Genomic DNA, 24,671 nt, shown 5'->3' with positions numbered 1-24,671 from the left:
TCTTGAACCCAAGACCGCTTCGCGAGTGGTGGCTTTGAAAATCAAAACCTTGAATATTTAAGTAATGTTTTTTTGACTTCTTGTGAACTCAGCAGAAGTGTTGGACGCCTATCCAAAAGGATAGGCGTGTCAAATCAGAAAATTACAACTGTCTGATAAGGCTAAATATTAGCTGTTTTTAGGTTTGGTGCTTGCCGTGGCGTAATTTACGCTAAGATCTCTGTCTGACAGGCTCCAGCTCCACAATACCGGGTTAAAGACGAAGCCCTTTCTATCAACGGGTGTCATTCCGGATCGAGTCAACAGGTCGAAAAGTTCATCAGGCGTGATGAACTTTGTCCATTCATGGGTGCCACGAGGCAGCCATCGCATAATCACCTCAGCCCCGATAATTGCCATGGCATAGCTTTTGGCATTCCGGTTGATCGTAGAGCAGATCTGGAGGCCTCCTGGACGTAAGAGGGTCTGAATAGCGGTCAGGTAACTGAGCGGATCGGCGACATGTTCGACCACTTCCATGTTCATGACCACATCGAACTGCTCTCCGGCATCGGCCAAAGCCTCGGCGGTTGTGTGGCGATAGTCGATGTCCAGTCCTGATTGCTCGGCATGTAGACGTGCAACAGGGAGGTTTCTCTCAGCCGCGTCTGCTCCGACGACAGATGCGCCCAATCTTGCAATTGGTTCACTGAGCAAACCTCCGCCGCAGCCGATATCCAGAATACGCAAGCCCTTGAACGGTTCAGTCTCGCTTAGATTGCGGTCAAATTCAGCGGCAATCTGTCCGGTGATGTAATCGAGGCGACAAGGGTTAAGCATATGAAGTGGTTTGAATTTTCCATTGGGATCCCACCATTCGGCTGCCATGGCCTCAAATTTTGCGATCTCAGACGGATCTACTGTCGTGTGAGGCGCTTGCATTCCTGTCTCCGTATGTTCTTTTACTCAGTGAACGTTATATAGGCCTGTAATGGACAAATACCCGGACCAAAAGCGCGCAGTTCAATTTCTTTACCCGCCGATCGAACCATTTGATCAGCGCATGCTGGATGTTGGCCAGGGGCACCGGGTTTATTTTGAACAGTCCGGAAACCCACAGGGGATCCCTGTTGTTGTGTGCCATGGTGGTCCCGGAGGCGGCAGCAGCCCTGCCATGCGCAGATATTTCGACCCGCTGATATACCGGATTATTCTCTTTGATCAGCGCGGTTGTGGTCGATCTCGGCCCTATGCGTCCTGTGAAGCGAACACGACCTGGCATCTTGTTGCGGATATGGAGGAAATTCGCCGCACCCTTGGGATTGAACGATGGATTCTTTTTGGCGGCAGCTGGGGCGCAACCCTTGCGCTTGTTTATGCACAATCCCACCCAGAACATGTCACCCATATCGTTCTGCGAGGTGTCTTCCTCATGACCCAGTCGGAATTGGACTGGTTCTATAATGGAGGTGCCGGAAAATTCTGGCCGGAAACGTGGTCTCGTTTCATCAGTCTGGTGCCCGAAAACGAACGTGGAGACGTCATCGCGGCCTATAACAAGCGGCTGTTTTCCGGAAACAGGGCGGAAGAAATCCGGTTTGGGCGGGCTTGGTCCGCCTGGGAGAATGCGCTGGCTTCGATCGCGTCCAATGGTGTCTCCGGCGATCCGCCGAGCGAATATGCCCGTGCTTTTGCCCGATTGGAGAACCATTATTTCATTAACAAGGGGTTCCTCGATTATGATGGTCAGATCTTGGCAAATATGGGCCGTATTTCACATATTCCGGGCAAGATAATCCAGGGGCGCTATGACATGATTTGCCCGCCACAGGCGGCTTGGCGGCTGAGCGAGCTTTGGCCAAATGCGGATCTTGTGATGGTGCGCAACGCCGGTCATGCTTTGTCAGAGCCTGGAATCAGTCAGGAGCTGGTTCGGGCGATGGAAAGTATCGCTGAGGAAGACCTCGAATGAACCGCCTAGACCGTCGTGCGCTTTTTACCTCGGGTGCCGCAGCTGCCTTGTTGGCAGCGACCGGTACTTCGGTGCATGGAGCCCCGAAACGTGGCGGAACCCTGCGTTTGGCGATCCCGAGGGAAGAGGGCCTGATGCGCAATCTGGCCCTTTGGGCGAGTCATGACGCATTGGTTGAAATCGGCCCAGATGGTGTGTTGCGCGGTGAGCTGGCGATTGCATGGCGCAGCGATGCCACCGCCCGGCGTTGGGAATTTGACCTGCGACAGGACGCGCGTTTTCAGTCTGGTTCTCTCGTTTCTGCAACGGACGTCGCGGTATCGCTTGAGCGTGGTTTGGATGGTGTTGGTTCCGTACAAGTGCTCGCTTCTGGCCGGATTTTGGTAAAATTAGATGCCGAAAACCCGCACTTCCCGTATGCCCTTGCGTCTGAACGTTGTGTGATTACCGAAGGTGGTGGTTCGGTTCAGCCCCTTGAGCACGTGAGCGGCAGCGGCTGCTACAACATATCGCGTGCGCAGGAAGGACGTCATTTCCGCGCAGAGCGGGTTGCGGACCATTATAAGGATGGCCAATCCGGTTGGGTCAACGCAGTGGAAGTCGCCGTAATTCCGGATCCTGCGATCCGGGCAGAGGCGTTGCGGGACGGTTTTGTGGATGTTGCAGCTTTTCCCGCCGCCCAAACCCTTCGGGATCGAAGGGATCTGACCTTCCATCCATCGGCACAGGATATCCAGTTGGTCGCGCATCAGGGCGTGGGGGTTCCCAGAAACATCGGAAAAGTCTCTGCTTTGGATGATGCGCGCATCATCGAGCGCTGGTGGATGCTTTGAAACTGCCTTCGGTTTCTCTACTTTTCACTCGCAATTCATAGACTTAGGGTGAAAGCCGACAGCGGATGAGGTTTTCCTTGCAGACTCACTGCCAAAAGCCTATACCACTGCACAACAGCGGCGCGTCGGGCTTCGGTTCGGGGTACCACCGGTAATTATCGACGGGCCGCGCGCCCGTTTTTTTGTGTTTGGACTGCTGATGACCAACGATCTGATTGCCAAAGCCGCCATTGATCGCCGCCTGGCCGAGATCATCTCTCCGGTGATTGAGGACTTGGGCTATGAGCTGGTGCGCATCCGCCTGATGTCGGGAAAGACCACGACTTTGCAGGTGATGGCGGACAAGCCTGATGGCGGCATCGAGGTGGATGACTGCGCTGAGATTTCGAACGCGATCAGCGCCACCATGGATGTTGAAGACCCGATTCTGGATGCTTACACATTGGAAGTGTCGAGCCCCGGAATTGACCGCCCGCTGACGCGCCTCAAAGACTTTGATATGTTCGAAGGCTACGAGGCTAAGCTGGAAACCACCGAACTTATTGACGGCCGTCGCCGTTTCAAAGGTGAGCTGGCTGGTATCGAAGGCAATGAGGTTCTGATCAACATCGAAGAACACGGTGAGACTGTAACCATCGGGTTGGATTTTGATTGGTTGAGCGATGCCAAACTGGTGCTAACCGATGATCTGATCAAAGAAATGCTGCGCCAGCGTAAGGAAGCTGGAACGCTGAACGAAGACGCATTCGACGAGATTGAGACCGAAGAAGGGTCCGAAGAGGAGACGAAGTAATGGCGATTACCTCTGCAAACCAGCTGGAGCTGTTGCAAACCGCCGAAGCTGTGGCACGCGAGAAAATGATCGACCCTGGTCTGGTGGTCGAAGCCATGGAAGAAAGCCTCGCCCGGGCGGCCAAAAGCCGTTATGGCTCGGAAATGGACATCCGTGTCTCGATCGACCGCAAGACAGGTCGCGCCACATTTACGCGTGTACGTACGGTTGTGGACCCGGACGAGCTGGAAAACTATCAGTCGGAAATGACGCCCGAGCAGGCCAAGCAATATATGGCTGATCCTCAGGTCGGTGATACCTTTGTTGAGGAAATCCCGCCGGTTGAGATGGGCCGGATTGCTGCACAATCCGCCAAGCAGGTAATCCTGCAAAAAGTTCGCGAAGCAGAGCGCGACCGTCAATACAATGAATTCAAAGACCGCGCAGGGACCATCATCAATGGTCTGGTGAAGCGCGAAGAATATGGCAATGTGATTGTCGATGTGGGAGCCGGTGAAGCAATCCTGCGCCGCAATGAAAAAATCGGTCGTGAAGCCTATCGTCCGAACGATCGTATTCGCTGCTTTATCAAAGACGTACGCCGTGAACAGCGTGGACCACAGATTTTCCTGTCTCGGACAGCGCCGGAATTCATGGCGGAACTGTTCAAGATGGAAGTTCCGGAAATCTATGACGGTGTTATTGAGATCAAAGCGGTTGCCCGTGATCCGGGATCGCGCGCCAAAATTGCTGTTTTGTCCTTTGACAATTCTATCGATCCAGTGGGTGCATGTGTTGGTATGCGCGGTTCCCGTGTGCAGGCTGTTGTGAACGAGCTGCAGGGCGAAAAAATCGACATCATCCCGTGGAACGAAGATCAGCCGACCTTCCTGGTGAACGCGCTGCAACCGGCCGAAGTGTCCAAAGTTGTTCTGGATGACGAAGCCGGTAAAATCGAAGTTGTAGTTCCCGAAGAACAGCTGAGCTTGGCAATTGGCCGTCGCGGTCAGAACGTGCGTCTGGCGTCGCAGCTGACGGGTCTGGACATCGACATCATGACTGAGGCGGAAGAATCCGCGCGTCGCCAAAAAGAGTTCGAAGCCCGCACCGCGCTGTTCATGCAGACGCTGGATCTGGACGAGTTCTTCGCCCAGCTGCTTGTTTCCGAAGGTTTCAGCAATCTGGAAGAAGTTGCTTATGTCGAACTGGACGAGCTTCTGGTTATCGACGGCGTGGACGAAGGTACGGCGGAAGAGCTGCAGGCGCGTGCGCGTGATTATCTTGAAGCGCAAGCCAAGGCCGCATTGGATGCTGCCCGTGCATTGGGTGCTGAAGAAGGGCTTATTGAATTTGAAGGTCTGACACCCCAGATGGTAGAAGCCCTTGCCAAAGACGATGTGAAGTCTCTTGAAGACTTCGCGACCTGCGCAGACTGGGAACTCGCTGGTGGTTGGACCACTGTCGACGGCCAGCGGGTAAAGGATGACGGCATCCTTGAAAGCTTTGGTCTCAGCCTCGAAGACGCACAGGATCTTGTGATGACAGCGCGGGTCATGCTGGGTTGGGTCGATCCGGCTGAGCTGGAAGCCGCTGAAGAAGAAGTTGAAGATGTCGACGCCGAAGAAGGCGAAGCCTGATCATCAGGCGTTTAGGAGAACGTGAATGGGCCGTGCTGGTGCCGAAAAGGAACGAAATGATGGGGCTGAGCGGAAGTGCTTGGCCACCGGAGAGGTTCAGCCCAAACACGGGTTGATCCGCTTCGTTCTGAGCCCGGATTCTGAGGTTTTCCCGGATGTAATGGGAAAACTTCCTGGGCGCGGGGTTTATGTCACGGCTCAGCGTTCGGCCCTGGATACGGCTATAAAAAAGAAACTCTTTGCACGGGGCTTCAAGTCTCAGGTAAAGATGCGCGACGATCTTGTTGCTGAGGTCGAAACGCAAGTTGCACGGCGATTGGTCGATTTGATCAGTCTCGCCCGCAAATCAGGTCAAGCCATCGCGGGTTACGAGAAGGTCAAGGACTGGCTGATCAAAGAAGAAGCAAGGATCCTGTTGCAAGCGTCTGACGGGTCCGAGCGTGGGAAGTCCAAACTGAGCACACCCTATAAGGGTAAATTCGTTGGTTGCTTGACGGCAAACGAGCTTGGGATGGCATTTGGACGCGAAACTGTCATACATGCGGCCCTCGCCTCTGGTGGACTCAGCAAACGTGTTGTAGAGGAGGCGCAACGATTGCAAGGGTTGCGCGAATTGAAGGGCGGCAACGGCCGCACGGAAGGATAAAGAGCTTTATGAGCGATAATGACGGCAAAAAGACATTGGGTTTGCGTGGTTCCCGTCCGGGGAACGTGAAACAGAGTTTCAGCCACGGGCGGACCAAGAATGTCGTGGTGGAAACCAAACGCAAGCGCGTGGTGGTTCCCAAGCCGGGCGCCGGAAAGTCGGGTGGCGGCGTTGGTGGCTCGGGTGATGCATCGCGTCGCCCCGCAGGTATCTCCGACGTGGAAATGGCGCGCCGTCTGAAAGCTCTGCAAGCTGCAAAGGCGCGTGAAGCTGAAGAAGCAGCGCAACGGGCCGCAGAAGAAAAGGCGCGTGCTGAAGAGCGTGAACGTCGCCGTGCCGAAGCTGAAGCCAAAGAGCGCGAACAGCGTGAAGCTGAAGAACGCGCTCGCCAAAAGGCGGAAGCCGAAGAGCGTAAGCTCGCCGAGGCGGCAGAGGCTGAAAAGCGTGCAGCCGCAGCCGCAGCCGCCGCAGAGAAAAAGAAATCCGAACCTGCACCTGCGGCACGTCCTGGACCGTCGTCCAAGCCTGCTGCAGCTGCGACCCCCCGCAAGTCTGACCGTGAGCGCGAAGAGCGTGGCCGCAACAAGAGCCGCGACGAAGGTCGTCGTTCCGGTAAGCTGACCCTGAGCCAGGCGACTGGTGACGCCGGTGGACGTCAACGTTCCGTTGCTTCGATGCGTCGTAAGCAGGAACGGGCACGTCAGAAAGCCATGGGGACGGTCGAGCGCGAAAAGGTCGTGCGTGACGTTCAGCTACCGGAAGCTATTGTGGTGTCCGAGCTTGCGAACCGTATGGCGGAACGCGTTGCCGATGTCGTTAAATCGCTCATGAATATGGGCATGATGGTTACTCAGAACCAGACAATTGACGCTGACACTGCCGAATTGATCATCGAAGAGTTCGGTCACAAGGTTGTTCGTGTTTCGGATGCTGACGTTGAAGACGTTATTCAAGACATCGAAGAAAACGAAGCTGATTTGAAGTCACGCCCGCCTGTGATTACGATCATGGGTCACGTTGACCACGGTAAAACATCGCTTTTGGATGCTATCCGTGACGCCAAAGTTGTGTCCGGCGAAGCAGGTGGCATTACGCAGCATATTGGTGCTTATCAGGTGAAAACTGACAGTGGCGCTGTTCTGTCGTTCCTTGATACTCCGGGTCACGCGGCCTTTACCTCAATGCGCTCACGCGGTGCTCAGGTGACAGACATCGTGGTTCTGGTTGTGGCCGCTGACGACTCGGTAATGCCGCAAACCGTCGAGGCGATTGCTCACGCAAAGGCAGCCGACGTGCCGATGATCGTTGCGATCAACAAGATCGACAAACCGGCCGCTGATCCGAACAAGGTACGTGCCGAGTTGTTGCAACACGAAGTGATCGTGGAAGCAATGTCCGGTGAAGTGCAGGATGTTGAAGTGTCTGCCCATACTGGTCAGGGCCTGGATGAACTGCTGGAAGCAATTGCCTTGCAGTCTGAGATCCTTGAACTGAAAGCAAACCCAGATCGTGCAGCTCAAGGTGCTGTGATCGAGGCTCAGCTGGACGTGGGCCGTGGTCCGGTCGCGACCGTTCTGGTTCAAAAAGGTACACTGCGCCAAGGCGATATCTTTGTTGTGGGGGAGCAGTACGGTAAGGTCCGTGCGCTGATCAACGACAAAGGCGAGCGCGTAAAAGAAGCTGGCCCATCTGTTCCGGTAGAGGTTCTGGGCTTGAACGGCACACCAGAAGCGGGTGACGTTTTGAACGTGACCGAGACTGAAGCGCAGGCGCGTGAAATTGCTGAATATCGCGCAAACGCTGCCAAGGATAAACGGGCTGCCGCTGGTGCTGCGACGACTTTGGAACAGTTGATGCAGAAGGCCAAGGACGATGAAAACGTCTCTGAGCTGCCAATCCTGGTCAAAGCTGATGTTCAGGGCTCTGCCGAAGCGATCGTTCAAGCGATGGAGAAGATTGGCAACGACGAGGTCCGCGTTCGCGTTCTGCACTCCGGTGTTGGTGCGATCACCGAGACTGACATCGGTCTGGCTGAAGCCTCTGGGGCACCAGTAATGGGCTTCAACGTTCGTGCAAATGCGTCTGCGCGTAACACCGCGAACCAGAAGGGCGTTGAAATCCGTTATTATTCGGTGATCTATGACCTCGTTGATGACGTGAAAGCTGCCGCATCCGGTCTGCTGTCCGCGGAAATCAAAGAGAACTTTATCGGTTACGCGACGATCAAAGATGTCTTCAAAGTGTCCAACGTCGGTAAAGTTGCCGGCTGTCTGGTTACCGAAGGGGTTGCTCGTCGTTCCGCAGGGGTTCGTTTGCTGCGTGACAACGTTGTTATTCACGAAGGCACACTGAAAACCCTGAAGCGCTTCAAGGATGAAGTCGCTGAGGTTCAGTCCGGGCAAGAATGCGGTATGGCATTTGAAAACTACGACGACATCCGCGCCAACGACGTTATCGAGATTTTCGAACGCGAAGAAGTCAAGCGTACGCTGGCCTAATCTTGATGCACTTAAAAACGAAAAACCTCGGCCGTTGGTCGGGGTTTTTTGCTTTTGCGCTCATGCATTTCTACAAGATAGTATGCTCTCAAAAGAAAAAGGCGGCCAATGGCCGCCTTCTCTATTTGGTGTGAGTGGTGGTGGTGTTACAGCTGATTAAACAGGCCGACCTTCGTAAACTTTTTCGCCAACTTTTACGGCGATTTTGCCGTTTGGCAGAGAGCGCAAGAATACGCCCTGAACGGATACATAAGTTCCCATAGTGATAGTCCGGATCATGAAACGCCCTCCCGTTAAGATCCAAAATCGAGAAGTATGACCTTGCAGTGTCATACTTTAGCATAGAACTTAACAAAAAGTTCACAAACTAAGCTAGGGAAAGTTGTTTCCGATTAAGAAAAAGTCACTTTAAGAACGCACACTTTTTCAGTTTTCAGAAACAAAAACCTATAGCCAGTCCCGAAGTATAGGAATCAAGGGAATGTCGGCCGGCGGCATGTCGAATTTCCGTAAATCTTGGGGAATCACCCACTTGAGAACCTGACCTTCTTTTCCTTGTGGAATGCCTTCCCATTTGCGGCAGACAAACAGTGGCATAAGCAGGTGAAAGTCATCATAGCTGTGGCTGGCAAAGGTCAGCGGTGCGAGGCAGGACGCCCAAGTGTTGATACTCAGCTCTTCCTGCAACTCCCGTATCAATGCGACTTCCGGAGTTTCGCCAGGCTCAACCTTTCCTCCGGGAAACTCCCACATTCCGGCCATGGATTTACCTTCGGGGCGCTGAGCGAGAAGAACCCGACCATCCGGGTCCACCAAAGCTACGGCTGACACCAAGACCATCTTCATGAGCGATAATCCGCATTGATCGAGATATACTGATGCGTGAGATCACAGGTCCAAACTGTTGCACGCCCCGAACCAAGACCAAGATCAACGCGAATGGTGATCTCTTTCTTCTTCATTTCGGCGACACCTTGTTCTTCTCGGTAATCAGGGGAAACCCAGCCTTTTTCGGCTACGAGAACTTCGCCAAATGAGATTGACAACAGATCCCGATCTGCTTCAGCACCGGATTTACCAATAGCCATGACAACGCGCCCCCAGTTAGGGTCTTCGCCTGCAATTGCAGTCTTGACCAATGGGGAGTTGGCAATTGCGAGGCCGTGCGTTTTGGCCTCGAGATCCGAAACTGCACCGGTGATCTGAATTTCCACAAACTTTGTGGCCCCTTCACCGTCGCGCACGACCTGATGGGCAAGATCCAGCATCACCGAATTCAGAGCGGTTTTGAACTCATCCTTGCCAGTCGCATCTACTCCAGACGCACCGGTCGCGCAGAGTAAGACGCTGTCGGATGTGGACGTGTCGCTATCTACGGTTATTGCGTTGAAGCTCTTTTCGTTCAGACCCGACAAGAGAGACTGCAAGGCGGGTTGCTCATAAACGGCGTCGGTAAAAATATAAACCAGCATCGTCGCCATATCCGGCGCGATCATGCCGGATCCTTTTGCGATCCCCGCGATTTTGACTTCTTTTCCACCGATCACAGCTGTTGCCGATGCACCTTTGGCAAAAGTGTCAGTGGTCATGATTGCATGCGCAGCGCTTTCGATTCCGTTTTTGGATTGGGCTGCAACAAGATCGGTAACTTTGGCCGCAATGCGTTCGTGCGGCAGAGGCTGACCAATCACACCTGTGGAGGATGTAAAAACACGCTTTTCTGGAACGTTCACTGCAGCGGCTACGGCGTTGGTAATTTCCTGCACTGAAGCCTGGCCGTAGTGACCGGTGAAGGCATTTGCATTGCCTGAGTTGACCAGAATAGCGGCGCCATCCTTGGTGGGGCCGCCAAGCTTAGCCTGACAATCCAAAACAGGGGCTGCACGCGTTTTGGACCGCGTGAACACGCCTGCAACAGATGTTCCGGGCTGCAAGACGGCCAGCATGACGTCGTCACGCCCCTGATATTTCACGCCAGTGGCGATACTGGCAAAAGTTACCCCCTCAATAACGGGGAGGGAGGGGAATTCTTCTGGTGCCAATGGGGACACCGGGAGTGGACCGGCCATATAATTAATTCCTTACCAAGCTTAAGTCCTGGATGATTTCGGGCGAGAAATCTTCAATCTCAGGACGTGTGATTTCAGCCTTGGTGGTCAGAGAATCAACGTGGTCTTCGACGGCGGCTTGCCGAAGAGAGTTTGCAATCTGCTCACGTACAACTTCATATTCAGGCGCTTCAGCCTTGCGGCGTTCGCTCAGAAAAATCACGTGCCAGCCAAATTGAGTCTGAACCGGGTCAGAAAACTCGCCGTTGCTCATACCTAAAACAGCAGTTTCAAACTCAGGCACCATTTGTCCCAAGCCAAACCAGCCCAATTGTCCACCATTTGGACCGGAGGGACCGGTTGACCGCGCCTTTGCAAGCGTTGCGAAATCTGCGCCGGCATCCAACTCTTTCTTGATTTCCTGTGCTTCGGCTTCCGTTTCGACAAGAATGTGAGATGCGTTGAACTCATCCCCGCCTTCACCGGTTGAATACGTTTCGTCATATTGCGCACGAATTTTTTCTTCGGTCGCCGCTTTTTCCATGACGTTTTCGACAACTTCTTGCGCCAGAAGGGTTCGCATCTCATTGTCGACCATGAGCTGAACATGTGCCGGAACTTCGCCGTGCAATTCCTGCTTTAAGGCCGTTTGCTGGATCAATTGATCCAAAATCGCCTTGTAAAGAACGTCGGCAGGTAGTTGCTTGTACTGTTCCGGCAAGGCTTCATGCGCAATGATCATGTGGCCAAGCGTGATGTCTTCGCCATTCACTGTAGCGATTACGGTATTTGCATGTGGAGCGGCAGAAACAACGCCAGGTAGCGCGAATGTTACTGCCAGAGCGAGCGCTGGCAGAAAAGTGAGACCTTTGCGCATTGAAATCTTCCTATTCTGTTAGGACCACGGGCCGTGGCGTTGACACTGAAATAACTGCCCCTTACATCGCCTAAGGGCCGATGACGGAACCGTCTTTTCCACCTTTGTTTATGGGTTGCGAGCTGGGCGGGCAAGTCCGGCTTTTGACACGACCAATGACAGACACGTTGGAGAACACATGCTGGGTATCGGAACTCTCGCCAAAAAGGTTTTCGGAACACCGAACGACCGCAAGATCAAGGCGACGCGGCCGCTGATCGCACAGATCAACGCGCTGGAACCAGAGTTTGAGAAACTCAGCGACCAGGGTTTGATTGAAAAGACCGAAGAACTGCGTAAGCGCGCGGTGGGTGGAGAAAGCCTCGAGAGCATTCTGCCCGAAGCCTTTGCCAATGTCCGCGAAGCGGCAAGACGGGCGCTGGGGCTGCGTGCATTTGATACCCAGCTTATGGGTGGTGTCTTCTTGCACCAGGGCAATATCTCGGAAATGAAAACCGGTGAGGGTAAAACCCTTGTGGCGACCTTTCCGGCCTATCTGAACGCGCTGACTGGCAAAGGCGTTCATGTGGTGACCGTGAACGAATATCTCGCCAAGCGTGACAGCGAGTGGATGGGCAAGGTCTTTGCAGCGCTAGGTATGACGACCGGTGTCATCTGGTCTGGCCAACCAGATGATCAGAAACAGGCAGCCTATGCCTGTGATATTACATATGCGACAAACAACGAATTGGGTTTCGATTATCTGCGCGACAATATGAAACCAAGCCTGGATCAGGTTTATCAGAAATACCACAACTTTGCGATTGTGGATGAGGTGGACTCGATCCTGATTGACGAAGCGCGGACCCCATTGATCATCTCCGGTCCTGCCGAAGACCGGTCGGAGCTTTATACCACAATCGATGAGTTGATCCCTGCGCTAAACGAAGACCACTACGAGATTGACGAAAAAACGCGTGGTGTGACCTTTACCGAAGATGGTAACGAAGAGCTTGAACAGATCTTGCAGCAACGTGGTCTTCTGGAGCCTGAGGCTTCGCTGTATGACCCGGAAAGCACTACTATCGTTCACCACGTGAACCAGGCTCTGCGGGCGCACAAGCTTTTTGCGAAAGACAAGGAATATATTGTCCGCAACGGCGAAGTCATCCTGATTGATGAATTTACAGGCCGGATGATGCCTGGACGTCGCCTGTCTGAAGGTCTCCACCAGGCGCTGGAAGCCAAAGAAGGCGTTAGCATTCAGCCAGAAAATACAACTCTGGCCTCTGTCACCTTCCAAAATTACTTCCGTCTTTATGACACGTTGTCTGGTATGACCGGCACAGCGATGACCGAGGCGGAAGAATTCATGGAAATCTACGGCCTTGGCGTGGTTGAAGTTCCAACCAACCGGCCGATCGCACGTAAAGACGAAGACGACCAAGTCTATCGTACCGCCGTCGAAAAATACCAGGCCATGATCAACGATGCCAAAGAGGCACACGAGAAGGGCCAGCCGGTTCTATTGGGAACCACTTCGATTGAAAAGTCCGAACTTCTGAGCCAAATGCTGCAGAAGGAAGGCATTCAGCACAACGTTCTGAACGCTCGCCACCATGAGCAGGAAGCGCAGATTGTTGGTGATGCCGGGCGTCTTGGCGCTGTAACCATTGCGACCAATATGGCGGGTCGCGGTACTGACATTCAGCTTGGTGGCAATGTCGAGATGAAAGTGATGACCGCTCTGGAAGCCAATCCAGACGCCGACCCGGTTGAGCTGCGCGCGGCCGAAGAAGCCAAGCATGCGGAAGAAAAAGAAAAGGTTCTGGCGGTAGGTGGCCTCTGCGTTCTGGCATCAGAGCGGCACGAAAGCCGCCGGATCGACAACCAGTTGCGTGGTCGTTCTGGCCGCCAGGGGGATCCGGGCCTGACGCGCTTCTATCTGAGTCTCGAAGACGATCTGATGCGGATCTTTGGGTCTGAGCGTCTGGACAAGATGCTGTCTACCCTTGGCATGAAAGAGGGCGAGGCGATTGTGCACCCTTGGGTGAACAAATCTCTGGAACGGGCGCAGGCCAAGGTCGAGGGCCGTAACTTCGACATGCGCAAGAATGTTCTGAAGTTTGACGATGTCATGAACGATCAGCGCAAGGTGATCTTTAAACAACGTCGTGAGATCATGGCGGCTGAAAACCTGTCCGACGTGGTAACCGATATGCGTGATGAGGTCGTTGATGATCTGATCGACGCGTATATGCCACCGAAGACTTACGCCGACCAATGGGACACAGCAGGCTTGCAAGATGCCGTCAAAGAAAAGCTGGGTCTGGATGTTCCGGTGCAGGATTGGGCTGCAGAAGAGGGAGTGGATGACGAACACATCCGTGAACGCCTGTTGGAAGCTGCGGATGCCAAGATGGCAGAAAAAATTGCCTCCTTTGGTGAAGATGGTATGCGCAACATTGAAAAGCAGGTGTTGTTGCAAACCATTGACGCCAAGTGGCGGGAACATCTGCTGACGCTGGAGCATTTGCGTTCGGTTGTTGGTTTTCGTGGTTACGCCCAGCGTGATCCGCTGAACGAATACAAAAACGAAGGTTTTCAACTGTTTGAAAACATGCTCGATAGCCTGCGCGAGGATGTAACCAAGCAGATCAGCCATGTGCGACCGATCACCGAAGATGAGAAGCGTCAAATGCTGATGGAAATGGCGGCCCGTCAGGCTGCGATGCAACTGCCTGTGGCTGCTCCCGTCGAGCTGGTGGAGGAGCCTTTGGAAGGGTTTGACGAAAACGATCCCTCAACCTGGGGAAATCCATCACGCAACGACAAATGTCCCTGCGGGTCTGGTAAAAAATTCAAACACTGCCACGGCAGCCTGAGTTAAGATCAAAGGTATTCGACTAAAACTTAAATGATTTTGACGAAGGGTGGCCACGAGTTGGCCACCTTTTTCAGTCAGGCTTCCCCTATCTTGCGAGTCTTGGAGGCCAGATTGGTGAAACCACGTGTCTTGATGTTGGCTGGCGCAACTCTTTGCTGTGCGCTGGGAGTTGGGGTGCTTATGCAACCGCAAATTCTTTCGCTGCTTTCTGACAAAATCGCCCTCTCGCAGGCTCACTCCAGTGCTGATACAGCGCAAATGGGCTCAGCAGCGCCTGCCTTTTTGCCTGATGATCCAGATGTGCCCCTTGTGTTGGAAAACATCACGCTAACGGCTGCTTCGCAGGACCTGTCGAACTCCAATCCGACTGTTGTCTCACCGATCCCGGACTGCGACCTGAAATTAAATGCCGACGCGTTAGAGGGGGCAATGGTCGCCCTGTCGGCAGAAGCTATTTGTTCGCCCAATGAAACACTGTCCATCCACCATAACGGCATGATTTTCAAAACCACTTTGGATGAAAATGGCGTCATGCAGGTTGTCGTTCCGGCTTTGAATGCGCGTAGCGTGTTCATTCTCGAAACCCGGAATGGTCAAAGCGCCATAGCGTCGGCTCATGTCCCGAATATTGCCCAGTTCGACCGGGTCGTTTTGCAGTGGGGTGGGAGCAGCGCATTCGAGCTTCACGCGCGCGAGTTTGGAGCTGACTATGGCGAAATCGGGCATGTCTGGTCGGGAGCTGCAGAAAGCGGGGTAGGCCAAGTTTACCGACTGGGTGACGCGTCGCTGTTTTCACCCCTGATAGCGGAGGTCTATAGCTACCCGACACAAGGGTCTCAGACGCGTGGGTCAATCTTATTAACGGTTGAATCAGAAATTACCGAGCAAAACTGCGACCGCACAATTGGAGCGCAAACTCTGGATTTGCGCGGTGGGTCTTTGCGCAGTCGTGATCTTGTGCTCAACATGCCCGATTGTGAGGCTGCGGGTGATTTTCTGGTGTTGAATAATCTTGTCGAAAACCTGACAATCGCCGCGAATTAAATACGATTTATCAGGGCTTCTCATGGCGATCCTTCGTGCGGTGGTTTCCGCCGCACTCTTACTTCTGTGTTGTTTGCAGCCCGCTCAGGCGCAAGATGTAACCCTGTCTTCTCCCGACGGAACGGTAGAGATTACGGGCGATCTCTTGGGGTTTGACGGTGAATTCTATCGAGTCGATACCAAGTTCGGCGAACTGACAGTCGATGGATCTGGCGTTAGCTGCGACGGACCAGGATGTCCCAGCCTATCTGACTTTGTGGCAGAAATTACACTTTCGGGGTCTGCTGCGATGGCTGAAATTCTTCTGCCAGCCTTGATCGAAGGCTATGCGCTGCGCAACGGATACCAGACCCACCGAAACAAGCTGCAAGGGGATGATTTCGAATATCTCTTACGTAGATCCGGCGGGGCAACAACTGCACGGTTCATATTTGTTGTAAGCAACACGGATCGCGGCTTTGCTGACTTGCTCGATGACAGTGCTGACATTGTTATGGCCCAGCGTGAAATTCGGAAAAGTGAGCTCGAACAGGCACATTCCCTTGGTCTTGGTGATCTGACCCAAGCCTCTCGCAGTCGCGTTCTGGCTTTGGATGCACTGGTGCCTATCGTTTCTCCGGACAATCCTGTACGTCACATTGATTTGCCCAACCTTGTACAGGTTTTAAAAGGAGAGATCACGAATTGGTCGACCCTGGGTGGACCGGATGCACCGATATCGGTGCATCTTCCTGTTGGCGGGCTTGGGATCGCGCAGGCGATTGAGGATCAATTTGACCTCTCATCCGGTTTTCCGGCCAATGCGCAGCAGCACGATCGCATGGAAACCCTTGCCCGGTTCGTTGCAATAGATCCCTTTGCGCTTGGTCTGGGCCTTTATTCCCAAGTTGGAACGGCTCGTCCACTCAGGCTGAGCGGGAGCTGTGGTTTTGGTCTGGAGGTAGGGCGCCGGGCAATAAAGACAGAAGATTTCCCGTTTACGGCACCTTTGTTCCTGTATCTGCCGACGCGGCGCCTCCCAAAAGTTGGGCGGGAATTTTTGTCCTATGTCCGCGGTCCGGCGGCGCAGATTGTTATTCGGCGCGCAGGATTTGTGGACCAGGCACCTGAAAGAATTGCCTTGAATAGGCAGGGAGATCGTCTCGCGAATGCTATTGCCTCGGCCGGCAAAGAGGTCGACTTGAAGGAACTGGCCCGAATGGTTCAGGCCTTGGACGGGATGGAACGGCTGACAACGACGTTCCGGTTTGAAGCAGGATCATCACGACCGGATGCGCAGTCGCGTGGAAACATTCAGCAATTGGCACGGGATCTCGAAGCAGGTGTGTATGACGGCCGCAGATTGGCATTTTTTGGGTTTTCAGATGGAGAAGGGCCCGCCGCCGCAAATCGCGATATTGCGCTTAAGCGGGCAACCGCCGTGATGGAGGCCGTTGTCGAAACGAGTGAAACGGCAGAGCTCTCACGTGTTGATCTGTCAGTAGAAGCGTTTGGTGAGGCAATGCCTATGGCGTGTGACGACAGCGCCTGGGGTCGAAAAGTCAACCGCCGGGTCGAGGTTTGGGTTCGGTAGAATTCACAGGTATCCTTCGGCGCGAAAGCTCAATTCGCGTGACTTTCCTATGATCAGGTGATCATGAACTACAATGTTCAGCGGCGTTAAGGCGGCTGTAATCTGCTCGGTCATCAGGATGTCGCTTTCCGATGGCGTCGGATCCCCAGACGGGTGGTTGTGTACCAGAATTATGGCGCTTGCGTTGTGCTCCAGGGCCCTCTTGGCAACTTCACGCGGGTAGACGGGCACGTGATCCACGGTTCCGCGCGCTTGCTCCTCATCCGCGATTAGGACGTTCTTTCGGTCCAGGAAAAGAATGCGAAACTGTTCCATCTCCAAATGCGCCATGCTGGTGTGGCAGTAGTCAAGGAGCGCATCCCAGCTTGATAGGACCTGACGTTGCATGATCCGTGCACGTGCCAAGCGTTGTGCGGCAGCCTCAAGAACCTTGAAATCAGTAATAACAGCGTCACCAACCTCCGGTACTTTGGACAGGCGCTCTGGGCTCGCTGTTATGACGCGGTTTATGTCCCCGAACTGATCGAGCAGACGCCGGGCAAGGGGTTTAACATCTTTGCGGGGTATAGACCGGAAAAGAACCAACTCCAAAAGTTCGTAATCCGGCATCGCTGCGGCACCACCTGCCATAAAGCGTTCGCGCAGGCGAGCGCGGTGATCGCGTATATATGACGGAAGTTTGGGGCCACCAGAAGGGGAGGGCACCCTGGTGTTTTCGTCTTCACCAAAGAGCGGAAGTGCTGCGTCCTGAAAGTGACCCGGCTGTTTCATTGGGCCATGATCCGGCCACAAGTCTTTCCGGAATGTTAATATCAGATCCCTGCAGAAAGGTTTTGACGCAGTCTTTATGCGGCGTCCCAACAAAAAACACTCCCCGAAGGGAGCGTTTCCTTAGCCTTTCATCCCGTCCCAAAATCCTTTGACAGACGAGAAGAAACTGCGACTTTCAGGATTGTTGTTCTCTTCCGAGATATCCTCAAATTCTTTCAGCAGTTCTTTTTGACGCGGTGTCAGATTGACGGGGGTCTCAACAGCCAGTTCAATGAACATGTCACCGACACCGCCGCCGCGCAGAGCTGGCATACCCTTGCCGCGCAGACGCATTTGGCGACCGGATTGGCTGCCTTCCGGTATTTGAACACGACCGCGTCCGCCGTCGATTGTGGGCACTTCAATAGCACCACCCAATGCGGCCTTGGCCATTGATACAGGTACGCGACAATAAAGATTGTCAGCCTCCCGTTCAAAAAGGTCATGTGCCGCAACTTCTACAAAAATGTAGAGGTCGCCCGGAGGTCCGCCGCGCAAGCCCGCTTCGCCCTCACCAGCCAGTCGAATACGGGTGCCCGTTTCCACGCCGGCAGGAATGTTCACTGACAGAGAGCGGTCTTTCTCTACACGACCGTGGCCGTGACAGACCTTACACGGGTTCTTGATGATCTGCCCAAGGCCAGAGCATGTCGGGCAACTCCGCTCGACGGTAAAGAAGCCCTGCTGTGCGCGGACTTTGCCCATGCCGTTACAGGTTGGGCATGTCGCCGGTTCTGCACCACCTTCTGAGCCGGTCCCTTCACAGGCTGTACATCCCACAGCCGTAGGCACCTTGATGGTTTTCTGAATACCTGCAAATGCGTCCTCCAAGGTGACACGCAGGTTATACCGGAGATCCGCGCCACGTGACGCGCGCTGGCGTCCGCCACCAGCACCTCCACGACCACCGCCCATGAAATCACCGAACAGGTCGTCAAACACATCCGAGAAAGCCGAGGAGAAATCGCCACCGCCGAAGCCGGGACCACCACGCTGTCCCCCAGCGCCCGCGCCGCCCATACCGTTTTCAAAGGCTGCGTGACCAAAACGGTCATAGGCAGCTTTTTTATCGGCATCTTTCAGAACATCGTAGGCCTCGTTGATCTCTTTGAACTGAGCTTCCGCGTCCGGTTTGTCCGCATTGCGGTCAGGGTGCAGTTCTTTGGCCTTCTTGCGATAACCTTTTTTGATCTCTTCGGCAGACGCACCTTTGGCGACGCCGAGAGTTTCGTAATAGTCACGTTTTGACATCGGTCTACCCCTTCTGCCTCAACGAAAGCGGGCCGGTCCGGGGTCCGGACCGGCCCTTCTTGGCGGGTGCCAAGAAATTAGCGCTTATCGTCGTCCAGATCTTCGAATTCAGCGTCAACGATATCGTCGGCGCCCGGACCGGCAGCTTCGTCAGCGGCGGCTGGTGCTTCTTCTCCAGAGTCTTCTTGTTGCGCTTTGTAGATGGCTTCACCCAAACGCATCGCGACCTCTGTCACGTTCTGGATACCCGCTTTGATCTTTTCAGCGGTTGCTTTCTCGTTTTCCAGATCGTCCTTCAACGCAGCAACAGCCAGTTCGATTGCTTCCACGGTAGATGGGTCGACCTTGTCGCCATGTTCTTCGACAGACTTCTCGGTCGAATGGACCAGGCTTTCCGCTTGGTTTTTGGCTTCGATCAGCTCGCGACGTTCCTTATCCGCCTCGGCGTTCTCCTCGGCTTCTTTGACCATCTTCTCGATGTCATCGTCAGACAAGCCACCAGATGCCTGGATGGTGATCTGCTGCTCTTTACCGGTCGCCTTATCCTTCGCGCCGACAGACACGATACCATTGGCGTCGATGTCAAATGTTACCTCAATCTGAGGCATACCACGCGGTGCGGGCGGAATGTCTTCGAGGTTGAACTGACCCAGGATCTTGTTGTCCATCGCCATTTCCCGCTCACCCTGGAACACGCGGATGGTTACGGCGTTCTGGTTGTCTTCTGCGGTCGAGAAGACCTGAGACTTTTTGGTCGGGATGGTCGTGTTACGGTCGATCAGTCGTGTGAAGACGCCACCCAGGGTCTCGATCCCCAAGGACAGCGGTGTCACGTCGAGAAGAACAACGTCCTTGACGTCACCCTGCAGAACGCCGGCCTGAATTGCCGCGCCCATTGCAACAACTTCGTCCGGGTTTACACCTTTGTGGGGTTCTTTACCGAAGAATTTGGTTACTTCTTCGATGACTTTTGGCATGCGGGTCATACCGCCAACCAGAACCACTTCGTCAACGTCCGATGCGGACAGGCCTGCATCTTTCAGGGCTGCTGCACAGGGCTTCAAGGAGTTTTTGATCAGGTCGTTGACCAGGCTCTCCAGTTTGGCGCGGGTCAGTTTCATGACCATGTGCAAAGGTTGGCCGGTGCCCGGATCCATCGAGATAAACGGTTGGTTGATCTCGGTCTGGCTCGCCGAAGACAGTTCGATCTTGGCTTTTTCAGCGGCTTCTTTCAGACGCTGCAGAGCCATCTTGTCTTTGGTCAGGTCAACGCCGTTGGCTTTTTTGAACTCATCCGCCAGGTAGGAGACAATGCGCATGTCAAAGTCTTCACCACCCAGGAAGGTGTCGCCGTTGGTGGACTTCACTTCAAACAGGCCATCGTCGATTTCCAGGATGGTTACATCGAACGTACCACCACCAAGGTCATAAACCGCGATCGTTTGGGTGTTTTCTTTGTCCAGACCATAGGCCAACGCAGCCGCGGTCGGCTCGTTGATGATGCGCAGAACTTCCAGGCCGGCAATCTTGCCAGCGTCTTTTGTCGCTTGACGCTGTGCGTCGTTAAAGTAGGCCGGAACGGTGATTACCGCTTGGGTCACGTCTTCACCGAGGTAAGATTCTGCGGTTTCTTTCATCTTACCGAGGATGAAGGCTGAGATCTGCGAAGGGGAATATTTCTCACCCTTGGCCTCAACCCATGCATCGCCGTTACCACCGTTGATAACTGCGAACGGCAGATGTTTCTTGTCCTTGGCCAGATCCGCGTCATCTGCGCGGCGACCGATCAGGCGCTTAACACCAAAAATTGTGTTGTCTGGGTTTGTCACAGCCTGACGCTTTGCCGGCTGACCTACCAAACGCTCTTCGTCTGTGAATGCTACGATCGACGGGGTGGTACGTGCGCCCTCTGCGTTTTCAATAACGCGGGGCTGCGAGCCGTCCATGATGGCCACACAAGAGTTCGTTGTACCCAGGTCGATCCCGATAACTTTGCTCATCTTCGATCCCTTTTTTCCTCTAAGGCGATTACTCGAGGCCTGAACCCATTGCGGCATCCCGACCCCGATCACGGCGTGTTTGGTCTAAACCATGCCGTGTCGAAGTGTATATAAGGAGCACAATTCGTCCCTGCAACCGCCTCGGCACGCCGCATGTCGCCGTTCTGAACGGTTTTTGCAAGGGATATGGTTAAGAATGGAATAAGACTGATGCCTTTGCTGCGGATACGAGGGTTTGAAATCCACAAAAGCTACCTCACGCAGGAAAAACAGCTCGAAATTGTGGACGCATTGCGACCTGTGTTGAAAGCGGCACCTTTGTTTTCGCCCACTGTCCCTTCCGGTGGTCAGATGTCTGTGCGCATGACCTCTGCCGGAGAATTGGGGTGGTTTTCGGATGCTTCAGGCTATCGCTATGCGCAAACACATCCCAAGGGACAGGCCTGGCCACAGATCCCACCCGTGATTCTGAATTTGTGGAAGGATCTGATCTCCGAAGAGCGCGAACCGGAATGTTGTCTGGTGAATTACTATGGCGAGACTGCGCGCATGGGGATGCATCAGGACAAAGATGAGGTTGATTTTTCCTATCCGGTCTTGTCGATCAGCTTGGGCGATGATGCGCTGTTCAGGATCGGCAACGCGACACGCGGCGGAAAAACAGAATCAATCTGGCTGAGCTCCGGTGATATCGTTGTCATGGGAGGAGAAGCGCGACTAAAATACCATGGCGTCGACCGGATCCGGTTCAAATCCTCTCGTCTTTTGCCGAAGGGGGGACGGATAAATCTGACGCTGCGGGTTGTGACCTGAGACTTACCGGCGCGCCCCCCAGCTGAGCGAGACTTTGCGGCGGGTGTAAAACTCTCCCATCATGCCGATGACCAGAAGTACCAAGGCGACTGTAAGGGCGTACTCCCAACTGCTGAAATGCGGGTTGTAGTTCTTGAACGTGTAACCGCGCACCTGATCGATGCAATGAAAGAGCGGGTTCCAGTCAAACATAACCAGCATTGACGAAGGCAGAGTGTTCGCCAGGAACATTTTCCCAGAGGCGATCATGTTCGCGCGCTGGTAAATCGTCGAGATGATCCCAACCAAAGAAGGCGCCCATGGTTTGAGGATAAGAAAAACCAATCCGACACAGGATCCGGTGAGCCAGGCGAGTAGCATCATTCCGTAAGCCGAGATCGGATCGTCGATCACCACAGGGGTGAAAGCGACGTGATAGCCGAAGAGGATGATAAACAGCGATATGGTCTGCAGATAAAGAGAGCCGATGGCTGCCGACAAAATGGCCACGATTGTGTTCATCGGGGCATGTTTCATCATGGGGCTGCTGGGTCCTTCCGCGCCGGCAACTGCGCTCACGGCTTTGGTGTGTGTCAAAAACAGGAACACACCGGTCATTACATAGACCAGGAAATCTCCACGAACGGCTGAGCCTTTCACGCCTAAGATTTCAAACATCGCAAAGAAGATGACCACAAACATCACTGTCTGGAAGATCGTCGTTCCCAGTGCCATCAGCGCGTTGTTGTGTTTCGAACGCACGCTGCGCACCACTGCGTGAAAAACCACCTCGGTCATTGCGAGAAGGCCTATTAAAGTGGATGGACGACGTTGTTGATGCTGAAACATTGGAACCGATTGCGCTGATTGCTGCCTAAACTAGCATGGAATTCTTGCCGTTCTCTTTCGGGAGTACCATAAGGAGCCATGAGAGTGTTTTCAAATTCATCCCGTTAGTGCGGAGCATTAGTGTGACATACGACGAACTGATCCCAGTTATTCGCAAGCTGGCGATCGAAGCCGGTGCCAAAATCATGGAAATCTACAACTCCGATGATTTTGAAGTAAAAGTTAAATCTGACGAGAGTCCGGTTACGGCCGCAGATGAGGCCGCAGATGCGTTGATTTCCGTCGGCTTGCGGGCAGCCTTTCCTGACATGATGTTGGTAACCGAAGAGCAGGCGGCGTCTCACAAGGAACGTGGCGAGACATTTTTGATTGTTGATCCGCTGGACGGCACCAAAGAGTTCATAAACCGTCGCGGCGACTTCACCGTGAACATCGCGCTTGTGGAGAAAGGCGTGCCCACGCGGGGTGTAGTATATGCACCGGCGCGCGAACGTATGTTCTTTACTTTGGCGGACGGAACCACTGTCGAGGAAACAGGGTCTTTTGAAACCGACACCATTGGCGCCACGAAGCCCCTCAGAGTTGCGGACAGCGACAATAGTGCTTTGATGGTCGTTGCGTCCAAGTCTCACCGAGACCAGGCGACCGATGACTACATCGGAAAATATCAGGTTAAAGACAGCAAGAGCGCTGGCTCGTCGCTCAAATTCTGCCTTGTTGCAACAGGTGAGGCCGATCTGTATCCGCGCGTGGGCCGTACAATGGAGTGGGACACTGCCGCAGGCCATGCCGTTTTGTTAGGCGCTGGTGGTAAAGTTGTCCGGTTCGACAACCACGAACCGCTCGAGTACGGCAAGGAAGGCTATGCGAACCCGTTTTTCATCGCCTATGCTCCTGGTGTCGAGTTGAAAGAAGCGTAGTCAAACGGCCGGTGCCCAGCGAAGATAGACACGGAATCGCTGGGTACTGTCTGCCAAAATGTTCCTGTTGGAACTGCAGTAAAACCGGGTGCGACATGGTACTGTTGTATACGAACGCTAAAGAGTATGCCGTCCCTACCGTTAATGTATCGTTATTGAGGGGTGTTTTTTGATAAAATAAGCTGCAAACCGCAGGAACTGATACAGAGGTGCCCGAACCGTAGTAAATATTTGCAAGGGCGTCTGGCTGTCCCACGAACCTTTGCCTTTTGGGTTTCCAGCCCTCATTGGGCAGCTTTATGTAAAACGGCCCCTCGTCCGAGTGCGCGAATGTGGTCACAGTGTATGAAAAAGAGAGCGAGTTATGCGTAAGAAAGTTACAAAAGCCATTTTCCCAGTTGCTGGTCTTGGTACTCGATTCCTTCCGGCAACAAAATCTGTTCCAAAAGAAATTATGACATTGGTGGATCGCCCTCTGGTCCAATACGCCATCGACGAAGCGCGAGCGGCGGGCATCAAGGAATTTATCTTTGTGACCTCCCGCGGCAAAGGTGCGCTTGAAGATTATTTTGATCACTCACCTGTTCTTGAGCAAGAGCTGCGCAAGAAGGGTAAAGACGCGCTTCTTGAGACACTCAAGCAGACCAATATGGACTCCGGTGCGATTGCTTATATCCGTCAGCACCAAGCGTTGGGTCTGGGGCATGCGGTATGGTGTGCGCGTCGTCTAATCGCGAACGAGCCGTTTGCGGTTATCCTGCCTGATGACGTCATCGCGGCCGAGACACCGTGTTTGCAGCAAATGATCGAAGCCTATGAAGAAACCGGCGGCAACATGGTTGCTGCTATGGAAGTTGCCCCCGAGAAAGCCTCTGCATACGGCGTCTTGGATGTTAAGAACGATATGGGTTCCGTTGTCGAAGCCCGTGGCATGGTTGAAAAGCCCAAGCAGGACGAAGCTCCGTCCAACCTTGCTGTAATTGGTCGTTATGTTCTTGCACCTTCTGTCATGAAGAACCTGAACAAGAAAAAGCAAGGTGCTGGTGGCGAGATACAGCTGACTGATGCTATTGCGGAAGACATCAACAACGATGTGCCGGTCTATGGCTATCGCTTCCGTGGTCAACGTTTTGATTGCGGCTCAAAGGCGGGCTTCCTTCAGGCAACCGTTGCGTTTGCTCTGGCACGCGAAGAGCTGCGTGACGAGCTGATGGGATACATCCAAGAGGTGGCTCAGATGGATACGGCTGCGCAGTAAGCGCGGCCTTTTCCGTTCCAAAGAGTGAAGACGAATAAAGGGCAAA

21 protein-coding genes are annotated in these 24,671 nt (G+C 53.8%); 12 read left to right on the top strand and 9 right to left on the bottom strand.

Going from position 1 to position 24,671, the window contains the following annotated elements; translation table 11 throughout:
* Nucleotides 1-168 precede the first annotated feature (168 nt).
* Nucleotides 169-921 carry a bifunctional 2-polyprenyl-6-hydroxyphenol methylase/3-demethylubiquinol 3-O-methyltransferase UbiG gene (gene ubiG / locus ACXAEW_RS05810; RefSeq protein ID WP_474940428.1) on the bottom strand — a complete coding sequence of 251 codons (753 nt, stop codon included), beginning with the start codon at nucleotides 919-921 and terminating at the stop codon, nucleotides 169-171.
* Nucleotides 922-970: 49 nt separating this feature from the next.
* Between ubiG and pip the strand changes: the two genes are divergently transcribed.
* The 6 genes from pip (at nucleotide 971) to infB (ending at nucleotide 8,337) form a co-directional block, all read left to right on the top strand.
* Nucleotides 971-1,951: a prolyl aminopeptidase gene (gene pip / locus ACXAEW_RS05805; protein ID WP_474940427.1), complete on the top strand. Its 981-nt coding sequence runs from the start codon at nucleotides 971-973 to the stop codon at nucleotides 1,949-1,951.
* On the top strand, nucleotides 1,948-2,784 hold the full coding sequence (locus ACXAEW_RS05800) for an ABC transporter substrate-binding protein (RefSeq protein WP_474940426.1): 837 nt from the start codon (nucleotides 1,948-1,950) through the stop codon (nucleotides 2,782-2,784). The genes pip and ACXAEW_RS05800 overlap by 4 nt, the downstream gene beginning before the upstream one ends.
* Nucleotides 2,785-2,983: 199 nt before the next feature.
* Complete coding sequence (rimP, locus tag ACXAEW_RS05795; protein ID WP_474940425.1) at nucleotides 2,984-3,577, top strand: ribosome maturation factor RimP; 594 nt, start codon at nucleotides 2,984-2,986, stop codon at nucleotides 3,575-3,577.
* Nucleotides 3,577-5,193 (top strand): transcription termination factor NusA, encoded by a 1,617-nt coding sequence (gene nusA, locus ACXAEW_RS05790; RefSeq protein WP_474940424.1) that lies wholly within the window; start codon nucleotides 3,577-3,579, stop codon nucleotides 5,191-5,193. Before rimP ends, nusA begins: the two co-directional genes overlap by 1 nt.
* A gap of 25 nt (nucleotides 5,194-5,218) precedes the next feature.
* The gene (locus ACXAEW_RS05785; protein WP_474940423.1) at nucleotides 5,219-5,839 is read left to right on the top strand and encodes an RNA-binding protein; all 621 of its coding nucleotides are present in this window, start codon (nucleotides 5,219-5,221) and stop codon (nucleotides 5,837-5,839) included.
* An 8-nt stretch (nucleotides 5,840-5,847) separates the two neighbouring features.
* Entirely contained in the window at nucleotides 5,848-8,337 is a 2,490-nt protein-coding gene (infB, locus tag ACXAEW_RS05780) for a translation initiation factor IF-2 (protein ID WP_474940422.1), read from the top strand.
* A 156-nt stretch (nucleotides 8,338-8,493) separates the two neighbouring features.
* On the opposite strand, the gene ACXAEW_RS05775 is transcribed toward infB, so the two are convergent.
* From ACXAEW_RS05775 to ACXAEW_RS05760, 4 genes are all read right to left on the bottom strand, one after another.
* Complete coding sequence (locus tag ACXAEW_RS05775; protein WP_474940421.1) at nucleotides 8,494-8,616, bottom strand: hypothetical protein; 123 nt, start codon at nucleotides 8,614-8,616, stop codon at nucleotides 8,494-8,496.
* 168 nt (nucleotides 8,617-8,784) lie between these two features.
* Nucleotides 8,785-9,183, bottom strand: coding sequence for an 8-oxo-dGTP diphosphatase MutT (mutT, locus tag ACXAEW_RS05770; RefSeq protein WP_474940420.1), 399 nt, complete (start codon nucleotides 9,181-9,183; stop codon nucleotides 8,785-8,787).
* The gene (gene argJ, locus ACXAEW_RS05765) at nucleotides 9,180-10,406 is read right to left on the bottom strand and encodes a bifunctional glutamate N-acetyltransferase/amino-acid acetyltransferase ArgJ (RefSeq protein ID WP_474940419.1); all 1,227 of its coding nucleotides are present in this window, start codon (nucleotides 10,404-10,406) and stop codon (nucleotides 9,180-9,182) included. The genes mutT and argJ overlap by 4 nt, the downstream gene beginning before the upstream one ends.
* Nucleotides 10,407-10,410: 4 nt before the next feature.
* A complete protein-coding gene (locus ACXAEW_RS05760; RefSeq protein WP_474940418.1) occupies nucleotides 10,411-11,262 on the bottom strand; it encodes a peptidylprolyl isomerase in 852 nt (283 codons plus the stop codon).
* 178 nt (nucleotides 11,263-11,440) lie between these two features.
* Here ACXAEW_RS05760 and secA point away from each other — a divergent pair, with 178 nt between their 5' ends.
* From secA to ACXAEW_RS05745, 3 genes are all read left to right on the top strand, one after another.
* The gene (gene secA, locus ACXAEW_RS05755) at nucleotides 11,441-14,131 is read left to right on the top strand and encodes a preprotein translocase subunit SecA (protein ID WP_474940417.1); all 2,691 of its coding nucleotides are present in this window, start codon (nucleotides 11,441-11,443) and stop codon (nucleotides 14,129-14,131) included.
* A 111-nt stretch (nucleotides 14,132-14,242) separates the two neighbouring features.
* Entirely contained in the window at nucleotides 14,243-15,172 is a 930-nt protein-coding gene (locus ACXAEW_RS05750) for a hypothetical protein (RefSeq protein WP_474940416.1), read from the top strand.
* A gap of 22 nt (nucleotides 15,173-15,194) precedes the next feature.
* Nucleotides 15,195-16,745 (top strand): substrate-binding domain-containing protein, encoded by a 1,551-nt coding sequence (locus tag ACXAEW_RS05745; protein WP_474940415.1) that lies wholly within the window; start codon nucleotides 15,195-15,197, stop codon nucleotides 16,743-16,745.
* A 3-nt stretch (nucleotides 16,746-16,748) separates the two neighbouring features.
* Here the strand turns inward: ACXAEW_RS05745 and radC are convergent, their stop codons facing one another.
* The 3 genes from radC to dnaK all read right to left on the bottom strand — a co-directional run bounded on the left by radC (nucleotide 16,749) and on the right by dnaK (nucleotide 20,806).
* The gene (radC, locus tag ACXAEW_RS05740) at nucleotides 16,749-17,516 is read right to left on the bottom strand and encodes a RadC family protein (RefSeq protein ID WP_474940414.1); all 768 of its coding nucleotides are present in this window, start codon (nucleotides 17,514-17,516) and stop codon (nucleotides 16,749-16,751) included.
* Nucleotides 17,517-17,636: 120 nt separating this feature from the next.
* Nucleotides 17,637-18,806: a molecular chaperone DnaJ gene (gene dnaJ / locus ACXAEW_RS05735; protein WP_474940413.1), complete on the bottom strand. Its 1,170-nt coding sequence runs from the start codon at nucleotides 18,804-18,806 to the stop codon at nucleotides 17,637-17,639.
* A 77-nt stretch (nucleotides 18,807-18,883) separates the two neighbouring features.
* Complete coding sequence (gene dnaK, locus ACXAEW_RS05730; protein WP_474940412.1) at nucleotides 18,884-20,806, bottom strand: molecular chaperone DnaK; 1,923 nt, start codon at nucleotides 20,804-20,806, stop codon at nucleotides 18,884-18,886.
* 210 nt (nucleotides 20,807-21,016) lie between these two features.
* Here dnaK and ACXAEW_RS05725 point away from each other — a divergent pair, with 210 nt between their 5' ends.
* Nucleotides 21,017-21,619, top strand: a complete 603-nt coding sequence (locus tag ACXAEW_RS05725; RefSeq protein WP_474940411.1) for an alpha-ketoglutarate-dependent dioxygenase AlkB family protein — start codon at nucleotides 21,017-21,019, stop codon at nucleotides 21,617-21,619.
* 3 nt (nucleotides 21,620-21,622) lie between these two features.
* Here the strand turns inward: ACXAEW_RS05725 and ACXAEW_RS05720 are convergent, their stop codons facing one another.
* Nucleotides 21,623-22,447: an ABC transporter permease gene (locus ACXAEW_RS05720; RefSeq protein WP_474940410.1), complete on the bottom strand. Its 825-nt coding sequence runs from the start codon at nucleotides 22,445-22,447 to the stop codon at nucleotides 21,623-21,625.
* 122 nt (nucleotides 22,448-22,569) lie between these two features.
* On the opposite strand from ACXAEW_RS05720, the gene cysQ reads away from it, so the two are divergent.
* Both cysQ and galU read left to right on the top strand, forming a co-directional pair.
* Nucleotides 22,570-23,367: a 3'(2'),5'-bisphosphate nucleotidase CysQ gene (gene cysQ, locus ACXAEW_RS05715; protein WP_474940409.1), complete on the top strand. Its 798-nt coding sequence runs from the start codon at nucleotides 22,570-22,572 to the stop codon at nucleotides 23,365-23,367.
* A 364-nt stretch (nucleotides 23,368-23,731) separates the two neighbouring features.
* Entirely contained in the window at nucleotides 23,732-24,625 is an 894-nt protein-coding gene (gene galU / locus ACXAEW_RS05710; RefSeq protein ID WP_474940408.1) for a UTP--glucose-1-phosphate uridylyltransferase GalU, read from the top strand.
* Nucleotides 24,626-24,671 lie beyond the last annotated feature (46 nt).

The organism is Epibacterium sp. ABZ3_068, from assembly GCF_056159265.1.
The sequence above is the reverse complement of the archived record's forward strand: the minus strand, read 5'-3'. Positions and strand labels throughout refer to the sequence as shown.

Coding starts and splice junctions, on each gene's coding strand:
- nusA (WP_474940424.1), top strand. CDS start 3,577: ATGGCGATTACCTCTGCAAACCAGCTGGAGCTGTTGCAAACCGCCGAA.
- mutT (WP_474940420.1), bottom strand. CDS start 9,183: ATGAAGATGGTCTTGGTGTCAGCCGTAGCTTTGGTGGACCCGGATGGT.
- ACXAEW_RS05720 (WP_474940410.1), bottom strand. CDS start 22,447: ATGTTTCAGCATCAACAACGTCGTCCATCCACTTTAATAGGCCTTCTC.
- rimP (WP_474940425.1), top strand. CDS start 2,984: ATGACCAACGATCTGATTGCCAAAGCCGCCATTGATCGCCGCCTGGCC.
- ACXAEW_RS05785 (WP_474940423.1), top strand. CDS start 5,219: ATGGGCCGTGCTGGTGCCGAAAAGGAACGAAATGATGGGGCTGAGCGG.
- secA (WP_474940417.1), top strand. CDS start 11,441: ATGCTGGGTATCGGAACTCTCGCCAAAAAGGTTTTCGGAACACCGAAC.
- dnaK (WP_474940412.1), bottom strand. CDS start 20,806: ATGAGCAAAGTTATCGGGATCGACCTGGGTACAACGAACTCTTGTGTG.
- galU (WP_474940408.1), top strand. CDS start 23,732: ATGCGTAAGAAAGTTACAAAAGCCATTTTCCCAGTTGCTGGTCTTGGT.
- radC (WP_474940414.1), bottom strand. CDS start 17,516: ATGAAACAGCCGGGTCACTTTCAGGACGCAGCACTTCCGCTCTTTGGT.
- ACXAEW_RS05775 (WP_474940421.1), bottom strand. CDS start 8,616: ATGATCCGGACTATCACTATGGGAACTTATGTATCCGTTCAGGGCGTA.
- infB (WP_474940422.1), top strand. CDS start 5,848: ATGAGCGATAATGACGGCAAAAAGACATTGGGTTTGCGTGGTTCCCGT.
- dnaJ (WP_474940413.1), bottom strand. CDS start 18,806: ATGTCAAAACGTGACTATTACGAAACTCTCGGCGTCGCCAAAGGTGCG.
- ACXAEW_RS05800 (WP_474940426.1), top strand. CDS start 1,948: ATGAACCGCCTAGACCGTCGTGCGCTTTTTACCTCGGGTGCCGCAGCT.
- ACXAEW_RS05760 (WP_474940418.1), bottom strand. CDS start 11,262: ATGCGCAAAGGTCTCACTTTTCTGCCAGCGCTCGCTCTGGCAGTAACA.
- ACXAEW_RS05725 (WP_474940411.1), top strand. CDS start 21,017: ATGCCTTTGCTGCGGATACGAGGGTTTGAAATCCACAAAAGCTACCTC.
- ACXAEW_RS05745 (WP_474940415.1), top strand. CDS start 15,195: ATGGCGATCCTTCGTGCGGTGGTTTCCGCCGCACTCTTACTTCTGTGT.
- ubiG (WP_474940428.1), bottom strand. CDS start 921: ATGCAAGCGCCTCACACGACAGTAGATCCGTCTGAGATCGCAAAATTT.
- argJ (WP_474940419.1), bottom strand. CDS start 10,406: ATGGCCGGTCCACTCCCGGTGTCCCCATTGGCACCAGAAGAATTCCCC.
- pip (WP_474940427.1), top strand. CDS start 971: ATGGACAAATACCCGGACCAAAAGCGCGCAGTTCAATTTCTTTACCCG.